The sequence below is a fragment of the Citrobacter sp. On2M genome, from assembly GCF_018035235.1.
Classification (GTDB): Bacteria; Pseudomonadota; Gammaproteobacteria; order Enterobacterales; family Enterobacteriaceae; genus Citrobacter; species Citrobacter meridianamericanus.
The window spans coordinates 526,164-542,644 of the sequence record NZ_WPCV01000004.1 but is presented as its reverse complement, the minus strand read 5'-3'; the positions used below and the strand labels follow the sequence as shown (position 1 = coordinate 542,644).

Below are 16,481 nucleotides of genomic sequence, written 5' to 3'. Positions count from 1 at the left end.
CCTCAACCTTTTTGGGTTGAGGCTTTTTTTTCTTTTTAACTCACTGATTCAATGATGTAATTGCTGTCCAGTTTAATCCTTTCTGGCTGTCACTTGCCACAATTTCATCATATCTGATGCACAGTCAATATTGGAAATCCCTTTCAACTCCCCCCCTGTATAAACGATGTTACGTTCATATTAATTTCGTTCAGCCAAGTGAACTAAAAGGTGCCGCAAGCAATCCAAAAACCAAGCTCTTTACAAAAGGTCTGATTATCGCATTATTTTTTATCACCAAAGTAGCTAATTAATGTGGCTACCGTCCAGCTAACCATTAATGTACCAACAAGTCCTTCAGCCGCCCCAGTTAATCGGAACCCCTCAGGTAAAAGTACATCACCGTAACCAACAGTTGCATAACTGGCCAGTGAAAAATACATGGATGTTTCCATATCTGGCAAAGCATCATTAACATAATAAAATATTGCAAAAATGGATGCTTCCATACAATGAATCAATAAAACAGACACCATCACAAATAACATCTCAATTTTTATAAAAAATGAACTCCTGACGCACTTCACTGTTTTTCTTTGAAGTAAGAAGCTGCTCCACGCCGTATGCATCATGACCATAACAGAGATTAACCCTGTCAAATAATACAATTGCTTAATCATTACCCACCTACTTAGTAGTCAAAAAAACACTCAAGAGATATGCCAGGAAAAATTATTGACAGGATATGTAAATTTTTTTGGTGTTATACACTGGATATCTTGTAAAAAATCGGCCAACAACCCCATCAGTCTACTCTTGAGATACAGGTAGGCTTTCCATAGAGCAGGGATTTTGTGTTCAGTAGTTTTTTCTATGTTTACCCTGGCTTCATTTCTCATAGAAGTTAGCATTACAGCTTGTAAGATAAAATACAGTGTAACTGGCACGAATTGTAAGCAACGTTTTACCCGCACTTAGTGGATTACTTCCCCACACCTTTCCTTATGCGTTAGCACCATCTCACACACAGTGAATATATCTGTAATAAGGACAAAAAGCGCCCCCTCGCTGATATTGTATTCTCTGGATATCGCAATGATGTTCTTTTTCATTTCATCATTTGAATCAGGGTTATCAACCAACCTTGCTATAACATAGGTTAATCCTTCCTTAGCCCCATCATGAAGGTTATCAATGCTATTAAGACATTCAGCTACTGTTCTCGCGACGATCCTCTTACACATATCATCTTCCTCTTTGCATGAAGACATCCTTCCCTCCTTTCTTTATTGAAAATAACATTCCCATGAGCTTTAACTGGGAATATTTTAGTACTCGAAATCTATGAAAACCATTGAAATAACAGAAAAGATGTTAAGTATCGGAATGTTGTATTCCTTTGATACCTCATGTACCTTCAGATTTATTTTTCTCCTGCTTTCTTCGTCTTCGTTAGCATTCGTCTCCATAGCTTCCACTATGATCGAAAGCAAATCGTCTTTTGCTTCATCACTGAGATCACCCATTGTGTTCATGAACCCAACCATCGTATCACTCACCATTCTACGATATACTTTTTCATCTCTGCTCTGGATATTTTTCATATTTATCATTTTGAATGTTTTAGTTAATAAACTACGTTACGGTTACGGGATATGCTCCATTTCTTCGATTAACTCATGCCCCCAGGCAGTCCTCCTTCCTTCCTGCGCCATCACAATTTTGAACATTCTACTTTCGTGCTTTTCCGCAGTGCTTATCATCGCCTCTATCGCATAATTTAGAGTTGCTCTTATCTCATCGTTAATCCAGTCGATGTTGTTTAAATATTCTTCTACCGCTTCCAGCGCGATCGTTTCATCACGTTCTTTTGTCACCAAACTAACCCCCTTTTCTCTGGGTCACGAGTGCATAATTACCCGTTTTGCATTTTGTTTTTTAACAAAAAAATGTTTTTCATGACAAATACTTCATTCATTACATGATAATTATTAATTCCATATATTAATAAATCGCAAAATCGATGATTAATAAGGAAATTAAAACTACTAATTATACTCTTTTCCAGATTCGGCATACTGACGCAGCCATAGAGGAGCCCCAAGAAGGAAAAATGAAGATAAAAGACGGATTCCTGGCCAGAATGGCATTTTCCTCCGTAACTGTTCACTCGCAGCACTGTTCGGGATTAGGTGACATATGCCGGCTTACATAAACAGTATAATGATGCCGATACTGAACTTTGGCGTGCATACATACCATCCGAACTTGAAGGTTCGAACGAGTAAGATATCCGGATCATACAGCAGTCGCCCCAATATAAGCGCCATAATCAAACCGATACAGCGGGAATCGTCCTTCCTGAGGAAGAATTTCGCGCCGGCAGAACCGAGAAACGGTGGCCAGGGCGGTGATGATGACAATCAGCATAGCCTGGGCACTTTCGTTAACCAGGATCCCAGACAGATGATTCAGTCCGGCATTCAGCTGCAGGACGCCGTCCCCCCAGCGCTAGTGGTAACCCGTGCCGGTAGCTGAAAAAGGCCGGAATATAAAACCAGCTGACATTTGTGAAATTTTGTTGCTGTAGGAGTCTGAAGTTTTTACTCAATAAACCTTGCTTTACTCCATTATAATAATGACAATTAAAATATTTAATTTGATTACCACTTATATATCAAATTAAAATCATACGTGCTAACACATTGACGACAGATAATAACAACACAACTTCAAACACTACCTTCCCCATCATCTCCGTTGGGGATTTTTTTATCTCACACCGTCCCGTTTCGCCCGTCTGATGATTTCTGTTATTACACCGATATAGATCATCGCACGAACATCATAATAATCCGCCCGGTGCGTGATGAAAGTCTCATTGCTAAATATCCAGTCGTAGCCTGTGAAACTCTGCCAGCAGAGTGGCCGGGTGTGTACGACCCTTCAGTTGTGCTCTGTAACAGAATGCCAGACATTGAATAGCACCACGTCGCTCTGTGTCGCAACTGTCGTCCGCCACCGGGGTTCAATAAACTCGTCAGCAATACCATCATCCGCATTCAGGACACCACCCACTCTCCCTGATGCAACGCCAGCGCAGCATTACGGGCCGCGTAGCCCCTGATTAGATTGTTCGAGAAAATGAGCGCTCATCGCGGATTTGTCGGATAACGCGACTGGTGTAAAGACGTCATATCAGTGCGCAGTATTCCGACTTATTGTTCAGCCTGATATGCCAACGCCGGTGAACCTGTGAAAAACGGTCCGTCGCCACCACTCAGGTGGTTCTTTACAAATTGATCCAGAGAAACCGGACGGCCATAGCGATAGCCTTGCAGATATTTCACATTACGCCCCTGTAAATATGCCTCCTGCGACGCAGTTTCAACGCCTTCAGCGATAATATTGATATTCAGACTTTCTGCCAATGCAATGACGTTGTCTACAATATGCCGGGATATATCATCAACACCTGCCATCTGAATAAAGCTTTTGTCTATCTTGATATAATCGGTACTGAAATTCTGCAGACAGGCGTGCGTCGAATATCCGGTTCCAAAATCGTCAAGCGCGAACTTTATCCCCTCCTGCTTTAATTTGCTGAACGCAGTTTTCATTTCAGCAGTGCATTCAGCGGTATCCCGTTCCAGTAACTCGAGGACCAGCTCTGCCCTGCAGGGCAACAACTCGGCCAGGATATTCTGACAATCCTCCATGAGGTGACGGTCTGCAAGGTGAGACTTGCTGATATTGAATCCCAGGTGAAAACCGGCTGGAAGCCGGGCTGTGTGCGCCTGAAAAAAGCGGCCTGTATCTGCAAACAACTGCCGCGTCATGGGCACAATCAGACCTGAGGTTTCCGCCAGCGGGATAAACTGGTCCGGAGGGATGAGGCCTGCTTCCGGATGTTTCCAGCGAATTAAAATCTCACCACCTTTAATGCGATGTGTAGTGATATCGACGATCGGCTGAATATATGGCACGAATTCATGGCGTGCCAGCGCGTTTTGTAATTGCTCCACAGGCGTCAGAGGGCGAGTCAATATCCGGTAACACAGAAGTGAGGCCGCCAAAGCAAGCAGCAGGCAAACCAACATACTCCTCCAGTAGTTATGCACGATGTTGCCGAACAGTGTCCCCGTCGGCGTGACGATAACAAGCCGGTAAGACCAGTCCGGAGATGTAATGAACTCGCGTTTCCCGGCGGGGAGTTGCGCAGGTGTCAGGATTTGGCCGGATTTCGACATCAGAGTATTCCCGACCTGAAAATAAACCAAAGGGAGTGTACGAATCGCAAAGAGCGTTTCAGCAACAAAATACCCGTCAATACTAATAAGTAACGTGCCCTTGGGCTGGGTAGTACGGTATACCAGCACAGATAAATGCGGTGTGGCTGTGTTACCGGGAAGCAACTGCAGGTTGTTCCGGGCAGACGGGAGGGAGAGCCTGTCGGGTTCATCTGTTGCGCCATACAGCGAAGTGCAGTAAATGCGACCCTGACGTACCAGGTCGATAGCGCGCACATTCGGTGTGCGGATTACATCATGACGGAGCTGGGAAAGTGTGTTTCCGGTACAGGGCATCCCGGCAAGATTTCGGGTCACATTCGCCACCGCTCTGGCATTTGAAATAATGGTGTCAATGTGATGTTGTGCAAAATTTATACGTGTGAGAGTGTCTTTCCGGAGGGATTCGACAGACCACCAGGTCACAGTTGCCAGAGTTACGGCCAGTACCAGCCCCCCAGAAAAAGCGACATACAAGGCTTTTTTTCCGCAGGAGATAGCGAAAAGCATCTTGTTATTTATCATTGCTTCTGTCCCTGGCATCATTCAGCTCTGGAAGTTGGTGCTAAGACCGGTTAAGTGCATACGCTCAAAACTGGATAAACACCATATACCAGGAATACGGGTAGTTCATCATATAAAAATATGAAACAATTATTTTTCTTCAATAATTAATGTCGCATTCGCGTTAAAACTACCGGTAGCAATATCACGTGTAATTACGCTTGGATTCTTGGCTAAGGCCGCCTTTACTGTCACATTTAGCGCCCCACCGCTTGTTGACCCAAGATCGAAGGGTGAAGAATTTGCATTGACGTCCTTGCCCGCAATATTAAACTTCACACCAAGTGCGGGGTTGGAAGTCTTAAGCTGTCCACCAGCCCATGTTACTCCTGTACCACTTAATTTGGCCTGAAAAGTATGAACGGGAAGCACGGAGACCCCACTACAGTTAATACTCAATTTAACAGATTTTTCGTAGGCTCCAGTATTCGTTATACCGGCTCTATCAACCTCACCAAAATCAATATTCAGCGTACTAGTCGCTACACATTTTTCGATCGGAGGTTTACTTTCTGAGCCCCCCATATCACTCTTACAACCAAAGCCTTCCACTAAACCAGAAATACCCGTGGGGTTACCAATACCAGTGTCATAGAATAAACCCACGCAATAAACACTACCCACACCCGTAGTAATCGTAGAACCAAGCTGAGGGTAATAATAAGCGATGCCCTGAGCTAAGTAACCGGGATCGGTTTGATCTATATAAACCCATTTCATGGGTTTAAGCGGCCCCGCGGACTTAGACAAATCATGGGATGCAGTCAGCCAAGTATACTTATTTGAGTCCGTATACGTATTGGTACCCACTGAACTTTGACGAACACCAAGTGCAATTTTAATTGCGTTTGATTTAGCCCAAACAGCAGGATTACCATTCATTACTACATCGAATACATGTGGTACGGCAGTGACATAATTATTAGCTGGACCTCTTTTAACACAAGCAATTCCAGAGGTGCTCCCACACCCCGCATCACCCGGATCACCAGATAAATAACTTGCAGATACTGGGGGTGTGACTAAAGTCACAACCACGAAAAAAATATATACCAATGATTTAATCACCTATAGCCCCTCCACAAGAACAAAATTGTTAAGTAATATATTAAAACTCAGTTAATGCAAATCTATCCTGGAAATAAAATATACCATTCTCATAAATAGTGTTGAAAAACATAGTATATGACCCTCACTAAGGATAAAGTACAGTACACTCTCTTTTCAGTGCGGAATATTTATCTGCCAATCGAAAATGCTTCGCAATATTCACCCTCGTCCAACAGACATTTCGATCGTTATTTCGGTCGCTATAGTCACGGGCCCAACGCTCAAACTCGATTAGTAATTGATCATTTCGCGTAGCATTATAACTCAACAACATACTGATATGTCGATCGAACTGATAGCGCTCCCATTGAAGCATGGGCATATCGATTCGTGCCAGATAGTCTTTATTCTTCATCCCACTACGCTCAAACTGATATAAATAGAAATTAGCCTGTAGCATAAAGATAAAAATCGCAGCGAGAAGAAAAAAAACAACGCCAAAAGTTATTCTAAGCAGGCATGCGCGCCCCCTGAGAATAGGTCTTCCATCATCACGCAAGAAAGAGATGCACAGCAAAGAAATAAATAAATGCGGCATTGACAGATAAAAGGGAAATTCGGTCATTGTATGCAAAGCAATGGGAAGCATCACATATAGCCATAAGTAATTCTCATTACATTTAGGTCTGGTCGCCTGACGCAGAATCCCATAGATGATACAACCGATCCCAACAAGTGCTAATATTCCTCCTTCAACCCACCAATATAGAATTTCATTATGCGGGTGTGTCACCCGCCAGGCCTCTTGCGCCTGGGGTGCAGAGAGGGTACGTAATAAGGTATAGGCGTATTCACCATATCCCACCCCGGTGAGTAAATGGGCCTTTATCATTGACCAAGTGGCAATCAAAAGGATCCATCGCAAGTGGCTCGACATCTGCTTATCAACCAATAAGCCGTCCAAAACCCACCAACCTTGTTGCACGGCATACATGATCCCGATGCCCACTCCCGCGCCGAGCAAAGGGTACAACAAGACAGCAGCAACCGTATCGTGCCGTCTGGTCAGATAACGGCCTAAATACAGTGTATAGACCACTATCCCCGCCAACCAGCCGACTCGCGATGACAACATCACCAAAATCAGAGATATCATAATCTGGCTAAGTGCCAGGAAAGCCCTCACCCAAGCTGGCTTACTCATCGAATAGAGGATAAAAGAGATGGCCAGCCCCGTCGCAAGAAAAGAAGCCAGTACGTTAACTTGTTGAAAAATTCCGCCGGGGCGGCTTCCCGCTCCCATCAGCAATTGACCGATCTGCCATAAGGAGACAACCGCTTCAATCACGGTAGCGCCGAAGATCGCCCACATTACCCTGATCTTTTGCGTGAAACATAATCTCAATTGGTATAGCAGGACGTAAATAAACAGCCCACCCCATAATGCCATTACTCGCCAGACAGCATTCATCATGCCTGCGCGGCTGGCCCAAAACAGGGGAACCGTCAGCAGAAAGCCCCCCAAAACCATAGCGCTGATGTAACGCGGATAGATAAAGCGGCCTCGATTGCCACTGAACGCAATTACGCACATCAACATACAGATCCACAGCCATGCAAAGATATTGAGAGGAAGATTCAGGCCATTTCCGCCTCGGTTTGGTAAATAGATATGCATCAGAACCAGGAAGTACAATGCAATCAGTAGGCATATTGCATTCTTATAGGTATAGCTTCGCAGTAGATTAATCGTCATACCAGCCTCAGGGGTACTCGATAGTAAAGGTTGCTACGGCGCTAAAGTTACCGCGAACAATACTATGCGAGGCAATCGCGCTAGGTATTCCCTGTATAAAAGCACGAAATCTCAACGTCGTCGTACCATTAAACAGTGGCGAGGTCGGCATAGCCTCATTAAAGGGTAACAACTGTACGATTGGGCCAGAACCGTCATTGACGACGCGCTCCATACCCACGGCGATACCCGTCTTCTCACCGGACGATGGAACAATATAACCAGGTAATTCTGTGCTCGGTGTACCGCTAAACGTCATCTGTACGATGTTTCCAGAGTCAATATCACAATCTTTTAAATTAATAACAAATTGTTGGCTATGCGTTCTCTGGTTCAAATACAAATACTTGTCGACAATGGTTCCAAAAGATACCTCAACATCAGAGGTATCTGGGTCCAGTTCACATGGATCCATAACTAAAAAACCACTAAACTTTAAGTTATCATCTGCCTGAGCCGAATGTATTCCCGCCATATCTATTAAACAAATCAACATAAGCAAACTGATTCTAATACTCATGTCTCCCCCTTATAAATACTCTGCGAGTAGCGTCGCCGTGGCGCTAAAAGCTTTCTCAGGTAGCGTTGCACCTGGTTTCTGCACGGGAACCGCCTCAAGGATTAGACTTCCCGAATCGAAATTAATCTGAACTGGTTTATTCATTTCAAAGTCTGCACCGTTAGCAAGTAATTTTAAGCCTAACCCATCTACCGTTGTCGTTAGCACGGACTTCTCGAAATAACTGGCTCCATTAATCGCCAGAGTCAGCTTTAACTCTGGAGAATACTCTTCGCATGTGATGGAGTAAGGGATTTTTTGTTTATAATTTAATCCATCTATTTTTTTGATCCTTACTTTTCCAAAATCGATATTTATCAAACTGTCACCATTAATATGGCATGGTTTTCTTTTTAATACTCCATAGAATCTTAAATTAGTCGTATCACCTGTTAGATGATTATCAGAAGTTATTGCTTGACTAACTGGCATTATTAATATCCACAGGCCTAAACAAAGCATCAACGTCCTCATTAAAACGCCCCCTTCACTTAATTAAATGCCACAGTCAAGGTTGCAGAGGTAAAAAACCTCACACCATTTAACTTAGAAACATCGGCATCACCAATAACTACCGCAGCCCTTAATTTAGGTGCTATGGATGGATCGTCACCGAGTGAAATTATTTCATCTGGCTTAAGTTGAATATTATCACGAAATAGCTTAATACCGACGCCTGGTACATTTGTTGCTAAAAGAGACCTATCACTACTACTCACAGTGCCCGATATATGTAACTGAATATCGCTATACGCATAGTCACCCGTACAGCTAAGGGTATAGCCAATGTCTTTACGGTTGCTATCTCCTACCAAATCAGCAATATATACGTCACCAAAATTGATATCGAGCTCAGTCTTATTAAAACTACAAGCTCCGGTCGAAATTACAGTCCCCGATATATTAATACCAGTAGAAAAATTTAACTTTCTCGTATCGGCCCTGCTAATAATGGTAACGCTGGATAACAGTATAAATAAAAACATCCTGTACATCATAGCACGTCCCCTCCAATAAATACCTCCCCCTGCCTTATAATTCGTCAATCGTAATCCAACTTAAAGTTAAGCGTCGCACGGTAAGGTCCGGCGATCAACTTATGGTTATTACGTACAACTTGCACATTATAAATAAGCTTATCATTGATAGAATTGATGACGTAGGGCCTATTATTATCATTCAAATAGACAGGACGATATTGCGAGTCACTCAATCGTAAAGAGATGCCCTGTGCCATGCCTTCGACCTCGATAACGTTTTTTTGCTCTTGTTCTTGTACTGTAGCAAATGAGATCTTAACAATAGGCTGCATGCTGTTCGTCGTCAGATTACCGTTACGCGCGTCACGCATATCTCCAGAATAATAAATGCAATCACGCAAGGCGATAAAGAATCGGCGAGGCTGAATATTCGCATTCTCATCAGCCAGTTCGGCAAAGTTCACTTCACCCAGCTCGATTTGTTGATACACCGAGCCATTATCGATCCAGCATGCCCCTTCGACTAACTCACCAATTACATTTAAAGTCCCATGCTCACCATCAATGGCCAGCGAGTCAAGGGCTCTGGCATTAACACTCACCGTGATCATCAGAGACGCGAGTACAATATACAGTCTCTTTATATAGGAGCTAATCATATGCCTCCACCGATAAAAGCCACCAATATCGCGCCGTTTCAATCACACATTAACCGTTAATATTCGATGTGACTTTACACTGGCTTCCGCTACAGCCAAACACCAGTTTCGGTCGGCCACCAAAGTCATTGATATACGTCAGAACTGGCGTGCTCCCCAACGCCTTCTCATCTCCCTTATAATCGGCACTCGACTTCGGTGCAATCATGATGGGCTCAAACCCGCCAAGCGCTTTTCCCTTCTCTGAATTAGAAGCATAAGCAATAGTTACGTTATAAGGTGTCGGGTTATTAACCACGAGTTTATTCCCCTTGCGCTCAATAGTTATCCCCTTTTGAAAAGGATCGCCATAGTCCTTAATGACGATAGCTTTCGGTCGATAAAAAATCTTGATTTTTGTCTGCAAGGCAATCTGCAACGTATTAGGCTTATTGCTTTTAGGTGGAATCTCTCTCAAGTTAAAGAAAAAAAGACTCTCTCTGTCTTGAGGTAACCCTCTGGCCGCCTCGTTGGTCAGCTGCAATTTTACCTGGCTCTTTGCTCCCGGTTCAACGCGCTGCAAAGGAGGCAGAATAGTCAATGGCGAGGTGATCTTTTTCCCCTGGGAATCCTCTGCCCATGCCTGCGCTAAATAGGGTAGCTGTTTATTATGATTCTGAATATTGACGCTCATAGATGAAGCGTCACCATTAAACACAATGCGCGTCCGATCCAGGGCAATTGCCGCATGAGCGTAGCCAGACAGTGCATACAGAACGCTAATCAAGGTCATCGACAGCTGTTTTTTTAAGTTCATTAAAATTCAACCTATATCATTTACATAACAACAGTAATTTAGTGTCAAACGTAGTGGGGATCTCATGCGGCAAGGTGAATTCACATGTATTCCCATCCCCCCAGGCAACTTTCATTGTTTCATCAGGGTTCATCCCGGCCAGCCATATCACGCCATTATCCGCGACCATACCTGTAGAGATATCTTTCAAATTGCTCGCCATCGCGCCGAACGGTGGATAACTCCCATCGGCAAAGCGGATTACCGCCATTGCCTTACTACCGGCTAACACATTAAAGGATTGATAACCAATAGCACCTTCCGTCAGGGCCGACTGTTTGAGCGAAACAATAGCCTCGGCGTTTTCAGGTAATTTATTTAAATCGATATAATAACTATTCTTATAATAACTCTGGACATCGGGACTAACGGCCTTGCCGAAACGGTTAGTAAAGATGACCCCGCCATACTCAGCACGTACCGGGATCCCTGCCACCCCTGTATCCAACATAATCCGAGTATCACCCGGGCTATTGATGCGATGCAGAGCAATCCCTTGTGTCGTTGCAGTCACCCCCCCCTCCATGGAAAGCCCCAAACTGCGATAACTCTGGTTGTAATACCCCGCCGACGCCGTGACTGAAGCCATGTCACCATCATGTTGAAAGTAACCGCTCGCCCGCGAGCGATCGCCATTGTCTAATCCAGCTCTAACCTGGTAAGAGTTATTATCGTCAATAGCATTGTAATAACTTAAACCCGTGGATACCTTGCCTCTATCTTCTTGCAGGTTATAGCCTATACTTCCACGATCGCCGATAGGAATCGACATACCGAGATAATATGAAGTCTCATCATTTTGATAATTATTCTTGGTCTTCGTCGCCGATAAACTGACATTCACATTCTTAAAATTACCAATATCAAAATAACGAGAAACAGTCAGACTGTAGGTGCTGTCGGGCTGTCGATCCCAGTAAGTCTGGCGACTGTAGTTAAGAAAAAAGTTTAGATTTAGTTTTTTTAATTGCTGATTAAATGTGACAGTGTAAAGTTCCCTCCCCCTCGAATAGATAGCATCATCGCGTAACAGATCGATAAACTGATCCATACTCAGGAAGTCTTTATCGGAAAAGCGATATCCGGCAAACGTTATCTGGCTATCGTAATCACTAAAAGTCTTCGAATAGTTAATGCGATACGATCTTCCCGACAGGGAGTACTCCCTAACCTGCGCTTTCGACTGAGAGATATCCAGCGATATTGCCCCGAAAGTCAATAAATCGCGGCCAATCCCCACAGCACCAATTCCGTAATCCTTTGCAAAGAGCCCCCCACCATAGATTGACCAACCATTATTCACCCCATAGGTCGCCTCTGTAGAGGCAAACAATGGACCTTCAACACTATGATCCATGTTGCTTGGTCGCCCGGAGGCAAATTTATAGCGTACAGTTCCCGGACGAGTCAGATAAGGCACGTAGGCAGTATCGACCTGGAACGTATTGACCGAACCATCCTCTTCCTGCACCTTGACGTCGAGCTTACCGTTCACCGTATCCCCCAAATCCTGAATACGGAACGGCCCGGCTGCCACTTGCGTTTGATAGATTATCCGACCCTTTTGGCTCACCGTTACCTTGGCGTTACTTTGCGCAATCCCTCTCACCTCCGGCGCATATCCCCGCAGGCCTGGCGGTAACATGCTGTCATCCGAGCGCACACTTAGCCCTGCAAAACGAAACGAATCAAATACATCCGAACGAAAATAATCCTCTCCCAAAACCAACTTCAGTTGCAGATCCTTTAAGGCTCGATAGGCATAAAAACGCGAAAAATCGAACTGAGAATCCGTCACGAACTTACTTTTCTCATACTGTTCCTGCCAGTCGGCACGTAGGCGCCAGGGACCAGCATTCAACCCTAATACTCCATTGGCACTAACGTTCGTTGAATTATCGCCCTGATAGATATATTGCCGCTGCGCATTAATGTTGTAATCAAGCATGACACCGGAAAGTCCCTCATCCCAACGTGCGGAAGGCTCCCAGTTTTCATCCACATACTCAACATAAGCCTGAGGAACATTAATGTATAATGCCCCCGCCGACAGATCGCCTTTCGCACTAAATCCCTTGAGGCTAGACAAATCTAAGCATTGATTATCACGAACCCACTTTAGATCGCTAAGAAACTTCTTCTTAAACCCTAAAGAATCAACAATGTCTTTATTGACACAGGGTAAACTCTTATCATCGGACTCAGCATAAAATTCAACCAACTGCTCAGGCAAGGTACTCTCACCGATCTGAATAACCATCGGATATTTGCCTGGCATAATGTAACCACCAGCAGAAAACTTCGACAAATCCACTGAGGAGCGATCAGCAACATCCAAGACATCTGTATTAAATTCAATTTGTTCTTGCGCTGCATTACTACAATTAGAGTATATAATCAGAATGAAAAACATAAACAATTTTTCACCTGAAAAGGAAATGTATTGAAAATAATGAGTCATAATATTAATAATAATTCATGGCGAATCGAATCACTGCACTATAAGTACCACGCTTAATCTTTTGCCCATTTGATTCTAAATACATGGAGTACGCCAGTATGTTCTCGCCCTTAGCTATCATGTGATTATCAAAGGAAGCCCCTGGAGTAGCTTGCTCACCCGCAACTGTTCTTATCGCCAGCCCAACTCCCTTTGCCTCACCTTTTACATCAAATAATCTCGAAGGGTACGTTTGGCTGGTATTATCACCATAGAATGTAATACTATAATATCCCCATTGATGATCTGGTTTATTCACTGAAACTGTGTCGCAGTTGATTAACTTAATAAAAAAATCTTTTTTATTCTTCTTGTTTTGTCCTAATATAGAACCAACCGTCATCGTCGGCATAAGCACAGTCTGATCCTGGCTTTCGGTATCAATAGCACAAGGAGTATCAACAATCGAACCACCGACATTGACATTACCATGTCCAAAATCTGTCGCCCCCACCCAAGCTGGCGTCAATAATAAAATAGGTAAATGCAGGCTAAACTTATCAATAATAAAAAGCCGCCCCATACATTTAACCTTTATTTATCAGAATTGATAAAAGGGGATTGCTCCCCTTTTCGTTTACTCAGTACTTAGTTATAAGCCAGAGTGAAGTTTGCTACAGAAGTGAAGTCACCTGGAACGATGGCGCTCGAAGCATCCAACGCGGTCAGATAGGCGGCAAAATTCAGCTCGTTGTCACCGCTCATAATACCAGTGGTTGAGGCCGCTTCACCTAATGTCACGGGAACGCCATCGTCAGCAGTAACGGCAACGCCTGCGCCAGAAGCAGTACCTGCAATGGCAAACAGATCCGTTGCAGAACCGGCCGGAGTACCATCAAACGTTGTCGTTACTGTTTTATCTGTCAGCGATTCGACATTACAATCTTCCAGTTTGATCTGGAAAGGAACCGGTGTTGACTTGCCGCCACCTTCCAACACCTTGTTAGAGATCTGTCCCAGACTAACAGTCTGATCGATAGAGTCAGGGGCAATGGAGCACGGCGCATCAATAATGGTCCCCGTAAAAGTCACGGTACCATGACCAGAGTCAGCACCCGGCAAAGCTAAGGCGCTACCTGAAGCCATTACCAAACCTACTCCCACAGCAATGACAAGTTTATTAATTTTCATATATGAAATATTCCGTTAGTTTTAACTAAAAATAGAAAATGAATTAATCAAGATTAAATTCACGTCTGCATACTAATCACATCAAACAATAACATCAAGAGCATTAAAATGATGTTTTATAATATAAAACATTAATTCATTTAATATCGCCATATTTATTAAATTAAGAATCTATCTCAATTAGAGTTTATTCCACAACCGCGAATCCCCTGCATTTTCAGGACGCCAACTGCGCAAAATCTACAACAGCCGCCAGTTTTTACAACTTGTGTATATTTCGCTTCTGAGGAACGTGAACGCGTTATTTCTTAACATGCCCTAACATTAATTTATCAGCTCCACTATTCATTTTGTGTCAACCTGTACCAGCATATCTCGTTGGTTCACCTTTCATCCCAACCGGTGAGTGTTATGCTCAGACAGTCCAGGATAAGCAGTTGTGTTTTTGACAACTGAGCAAACTGTTTTCTGTAGCTGTCATCAAGAAGAACCAGGAGGCGGAGAGTATCAGGATTGACTATCAGCGCGCCGTGTAGCACACCTTTGTCTTCATATTTAGCAGTTCCCTTCACCGCCATCTTTAAACAAGATCTCGTACGCAAGCACAGACTTTTTTTCGTATGTGATCCGTCCGGAATAGCATTAAATCCCCTGGCAACCCCAATAAAATATTCTATCTCTATTGAGTCGCATGCTACCGTGGTATCCCGCATGTATACATGGACAATAAAATGAGCGTTATTAGTGTGGTCGTTTTAACCTATGTCAAACCGTTAAATGAAGTTGATAGCCTACTTCCTGCACACGTCGAGTGGCTGAAAAAGGGTTATGCCGAGGGTTTATTCCTGACTTCAGGTCCTAAAATCCCACGTTCTGGTGGCGTGATATTGGCAAAATGTGATGATACTGAAAAACTTAAAAACTACCTCAACCAGGATCCCTTCCAACAGTCAGGTATCGCAAAAGTTGAGCTGATCCCATTTGAAGCAACAATGACGACGGCAGCTATAAAAGATATTCTGTAATACCGTTAACAAATAACAAAGCCCGGTTTCCCGGGCTCTGGAGACGGAGTACTTATCAGTTGTAAGCGTTGAGCGTCCGCTGACAGAGCGCCGAACGGACGCAATCGTCTTTATTGAAACGAACTATACCAACCATATCATCTTCTTCGAAACGGGCCAGCGCATCGCTTAGCCCTGAGCGAACGTGCGCAGGTAGATCGCACTGGGTCACATCCCCATTCACAATCACCGTCACATTCTCCCCGAGGCGAGTTAAAAACATCTTCATTTGCGCAGCAGTAACGTTCTGAGCCTCGTCAAGAATGACCACTGCATTTTCAAATGTACGTCCACGCATATAGGCGAACGGTGCGATTTCCACCTTACCAATCTCAGGTCGCAGGCAATATTGCATGAAGGAGGCTCCCAGGCGCTTCACCAGTACGTCATACACTGGGCGAAAATAGGGAGCGAACTTCTCAGAAACATCTCCAGGTAAGAAGCCGAGGTCTTCATCAGCTTGCAGAACTGGACGGGTTACAATGATCCGGTCCACGTCTTTGTGGATCAGGGCCTCTGCTGCTTTTGCTGCGCTGATCCAGGTTTTACCACACCCGGCTTCACCGGTGGCGAAGATCAGCTGTTTACTCTCGATAGCATTCAGGTAGTGCGCCTGAGCCTCATTTCGCGCCGTGATTGGCGTGGCATCGCGACTATCACGCGCCATACCGATCGCTTCTACGCCGCCCATCTGCACAAGCGATGTGACCGACTCATCTTCACGTTGTTTATGACTACGCGAATCCCGCCTCAGCACACGTTTTGCTTCACGACGAGCTTTGATCACTGCTTTTTGTCTTCCCATGGATAGCACCTTGAGTTGTAGGTATACATCACACGCGCCGTTGGCGGCACGATTATGCGCACGAACATCTGAGGGTTGGCTTCCTTGTAAGCCATTGCTTGCTTTCGGATAAGACGCCACACACGGCTACGCGCACCGTACAGGGTGTCAGTTACAAGGAGAAGAAGTGAATGAGAGAGAGATTTAGCGGTGACGAGGAGGCTACCGGAAGAGAAACGTCCGCGTAGGGTACAGCTGCTATTGTGAAAAACATGTCCAATGCAGGACTTTT

Annotated in this window: 17 protein-coding genes; 1 reads left to right on the top strand and 16 read right to left on the bottom strand. The window is 44.2% G+C overall.

What is annotated here, in order from left to right; genetic code table 11:
* Positions 1–263 precede the first annotated feature (263 nt).
* The 15 genes from On2M_RS12840 to On2M_RS12770 all read right to left on the bottom strand — a co-directional run bounded on the left by On2M_RS12840 (position 264) and on the right by On2M_RS12770 (position 14,341).
* The gene (locus On2M_RS12840; protein WP_151218004.1) at positions 264–659 is read right to left on the bottom strand and encodes an ion channel; all 396 of its coding nucleotides are present in this window, start codon (positions 657–659) and stop codon (positions 264–266) included.
* A gap of 294 nt (positions 660–953) precedes the next feature.
* Positions 954–1,250 (bottom strand): hypothetical protein, encoded by a 297-nt coding sequence (locus tag On2M_RS12835; protein ID WP_151218003.1) that lies wholly within the window; start codon positions 1,248–1,250, stop codon positions 954–956.
* A gap of 57 nt (positions 1,251–1,307) precedes the next feature.
* Positions 1,308–1,583: a hypothetical protein gene (locus On2M_RS12830; protein WP_151218002.1), complete on the bottom strand. Its 276-nt coding sequence runs from the start codon at positions 1,581–1,583 to the stop codon at positions 1,308–1,310.
* Positions 1,584–1,625: 42 nt separating this feature from the next.
* Positions 1,626–1,856 (bottom strand): hypothetical protein, encoded by a 231-nt coding sequence (locus On2M_RS12825; RefSeq protein WP_210904926.1) that lies wholly within the window; start codon positions 1,854–1,856, stop codon positions 1,626–1,628.
* Between the two features lie 1,341 nt (positions 1,857–3,197).
* Positions 3,198–4,793 carry an EAL domain-containing protein gene (locus On2M_RS12820; protein ID WP_210904925.1) on the bottom strand — a complete coding sequence of 532 codons (1,596 nt, stop codon included), beginning with the start codon at positions 4,791–4,793 and terminating at the stop codon, positions 3,198–3,200.
* A 129-nt stretch (positions 4,794–4,922) separates the two neighbouring features.
* Positions 4,923–5,900 (bottom strand): fimbrial protein, encoded by a 978-nt coding sequence (locus tag On2M_RS24435; protein ID WP_210904924.1) that lies wholly within the window; start codon positions 5,898–5,900, stop codon positions 4,923–4,925.
* A gap of 127 nt (positions 5,901–6,027) precedes the next feature.
* Positions 6,028–7,638, bottom strand: coding sequence for a Wzy polymerase domain-containing protein (locus tag On2M_RS12810; RefSeq protein WP_210904923.1), 1,611 nt, complete (start codon positions 7,636–7,638; stop codon positions 6,028–6,030).
* A gap of 7 nt (positions 7,639–7,645) precedes the next feature.
* Complete coding sequence (locus tag On2M_RS12805; RefSeq protein WP_247604985.1) at positions 7,646–8,197, bottom strand: fimbrial protein; 552 nt, start codon at positions 8,195–8,197, stop codon at positions 7,646–7,648.
* Positions 8,198–8,206: 9 nt separating this feature from the next.
* Positions 8,207–8,668 carry a fimbrial protein gene (locus tag On2M_RS12800; RefSeq protein WP_187259677.1) on the bottom strand — a complete coding sequence of 154 codons (462 nt, stop codon included), beginning with the start codon at positions 8,666–8,668 and terminating at the stop codon, positions 8,207–8,209.
* Positions 8,669–8,727: 59 nt separating this feature from the next.
* Positions 8,728–9,234: a fimbrial protein gene (locus On2M_RS12795; protein ID WP_210904922.1), complete on the bottom strand. Its 507-nt coding sequence runs from the start codon at positions 9,232–9,234 to the stop codon at positions 8,728–8,730.
* A gap of 44 nt (positions 9,235–9,278) precedes the next feature.
* Positions 9,279–9,875, bottom strand: a complete 597-nt coding sequence (locus On2M_RS12790; protein WP_151217996.1) for a fimbrial protein — start codon at positions 9,873–9,875, stop codon at positions 9,279–9,281.
* A gap of 49 nt (positions 9,876–9,924) precedes the next feature.
* The gene (locus tag On2M_RS12785) at positions 9,925–10,671 is read right to left on the bottom strand and encodes a fimbria/pilus periplasmic chaperone (protein ID WP_210904921.1); all 747 of its coding nucleotides are present in this window, start codon (positions 10,669–10,671) and stop codon (positions 9,925–9,927) included.
* 16 nt (positions 10,672–10,687) lie between these two features.
* The gene (locus tag On2M_RS12780) at positions 10,688–13,123 is read right to left on the bottom strand and encodes a fimbria/pilus outer membrane usher protein (RefSeq protein ID WP_210904920.1); all 2,436 of its coding nucleotides are present in this window, start codon (positions 13,121–13,123) and stop codon (positions 10,688–10,690) included.
* A 52-nt stretch (positions 13,124–13,175) separates the two neighbouring features.
* Positions 13,176–13,733, bottom strand: coding sequence for a fimbrial protein (locus On2M_RS12775; protein WP_210904919.1), 558 nt, complete (start codon positions 13,731–13,733; stop codon positions 13,176–13,178).
* Positions 13,734–13,798: 65 nt separating this feature from the next.
* A complete protein-coding gene (locus On2M_RS12770) occupies positions 13,799–14,341 on the bottom strand; it encodes a fimbrial protein (protein WP_151217990.1) in 543 nt (180 codons plus the stop codon).
* Between the two features lie 731 nt (positions 14,342–15,072).
* Here On2M_RS12770 and On2M_RS12765 point away from each other — a divergent pair.
* Positions 15,073–15,366 (top strand): YciI family protein, encoded by a 294-nt coding sequence (locus On2M_RS12765; RefSeq protein WP_151217989.1) that lies wholly within the window; start codon positions 15,073–15,075, stop codon positions 15,364–15,366.
* 55 nt (positions 15,367–15,421) lie between these two features.
* On the opposite strand, the gene phoH is transcribed toward On2M_RS12765, so the two are convergent.
* Positions 15,422–16,210 (bottom strand): phosphate starvation-inducible protein PhoH, encoded by a 789-nt coding sequence (phoH, locus tag On2M_RS12760; protein WP_003036052.1) that lies wholly within the window; start codon positions 16,208–16,210, stop codon positions 15,422–15,424.
* Positions 16,211–16,481: the final 271 nt, after the last annotated feature.

Coding starts and splice junctions, on each gene's coding strand:
- On2M_RS12820 (WP_210904925.1), bottom strand. CDS start 4,793: ATGATAAATAACAAGATGCTTTTCGCTATCTCCTGCGGAAAAAAAGCC.
- On2M_RS12840 (WP_151218004.1), bottom strand. CDS start 659: ATGATTAAGCAATTGTATTATTTGACAGGGTTAATCTCTGTTATGGTC.
- On2M_RS12830 (WP_151218002.1), bottom strand. CDS start 1,583: ATGAAAAATATCCAGAGCAGAGATGAAAAAGTATATCGTAGAATGGTG.
- On2M_RS12790 (WP_151217996.1), bottom strand. CDS start 9,875: ATGATTAGCTCCTATATAAAGAGACTGTATATTGTACTCGCGTCTCTG.
- On2M_RS12810 (WP_210904923.1), bottom strand. CDS start 7,638: ATGACGATTAATCTACTGCGAAGCTATACCTATAAGAATGCAATATGC.
- On2M_RS12805 (WP_247604985.1), bottom strand. CDS start 8,197: ATGAGTATTAGAATCAGTTTGCTTATGTTGATTTGTTTAATAGATATG.
- On2M_RS12770 (WP_151217990.1), bottom strand. CDS start 14,341: ATGAAAATTAATAAACTTGTCATTGCTGTGGGAGTAGGTTTGGTAATG.
- On2M_RS12765 (WP_151217989.1), top strand. CDS start 15,073: ATGAGCGTTATTAGTGTGGTCGTTTTAACCTATGTCAAACCGTTAAAT.
- On2M_RS12785 (WP_210904921.1), bottom strand. CDS start 10,671: ATGAACTTAAAAAAACAGCTGTCGATGACCTTGATTAGCGTTCTGTAT.
- On2M_RS12795 (WP_210904922.1), bottom strand. CDS start 9,234: ATGATGTACAGGATGTTTTTATTTATACTGTTATCCAGCGTTACCATT.
- On2M_RS12800 (WP_187259677.1), bottom strand. CDS start 8,668: ATGCCAGTTAGTCAAGCAATAACTTCTGATAATCATCTAACAGGTGAT.
- On2M_RS12780 (WP_210904920.1), bottom strand. CDS start 13,123: ATGTTTTTCATTCTGATTATATACTCTAATTGTAGTAATGCAGCGCAA.
- On2M_RS12775 (WP_210904919.1), bottom strand. CDS start 13,733: ATGGGGCGGCTTTTTATTATTGATAAGTTTAGCCTGCATTTACCTATT.
- phoH (WP_003036052.1), bottom strand. CDS start 16,210: ATGGGAAGACAAAAAGCAGTGATCAAAGCTCGTCGTGAAGCAAAACGT.
- On2M_RS12835 (WP_151218003.1), bottom strand. CDS start 1,250: ATGTCTTCATGCAAAGAGGAAGATGATATGTGTAAGAGGATCGTCGCG.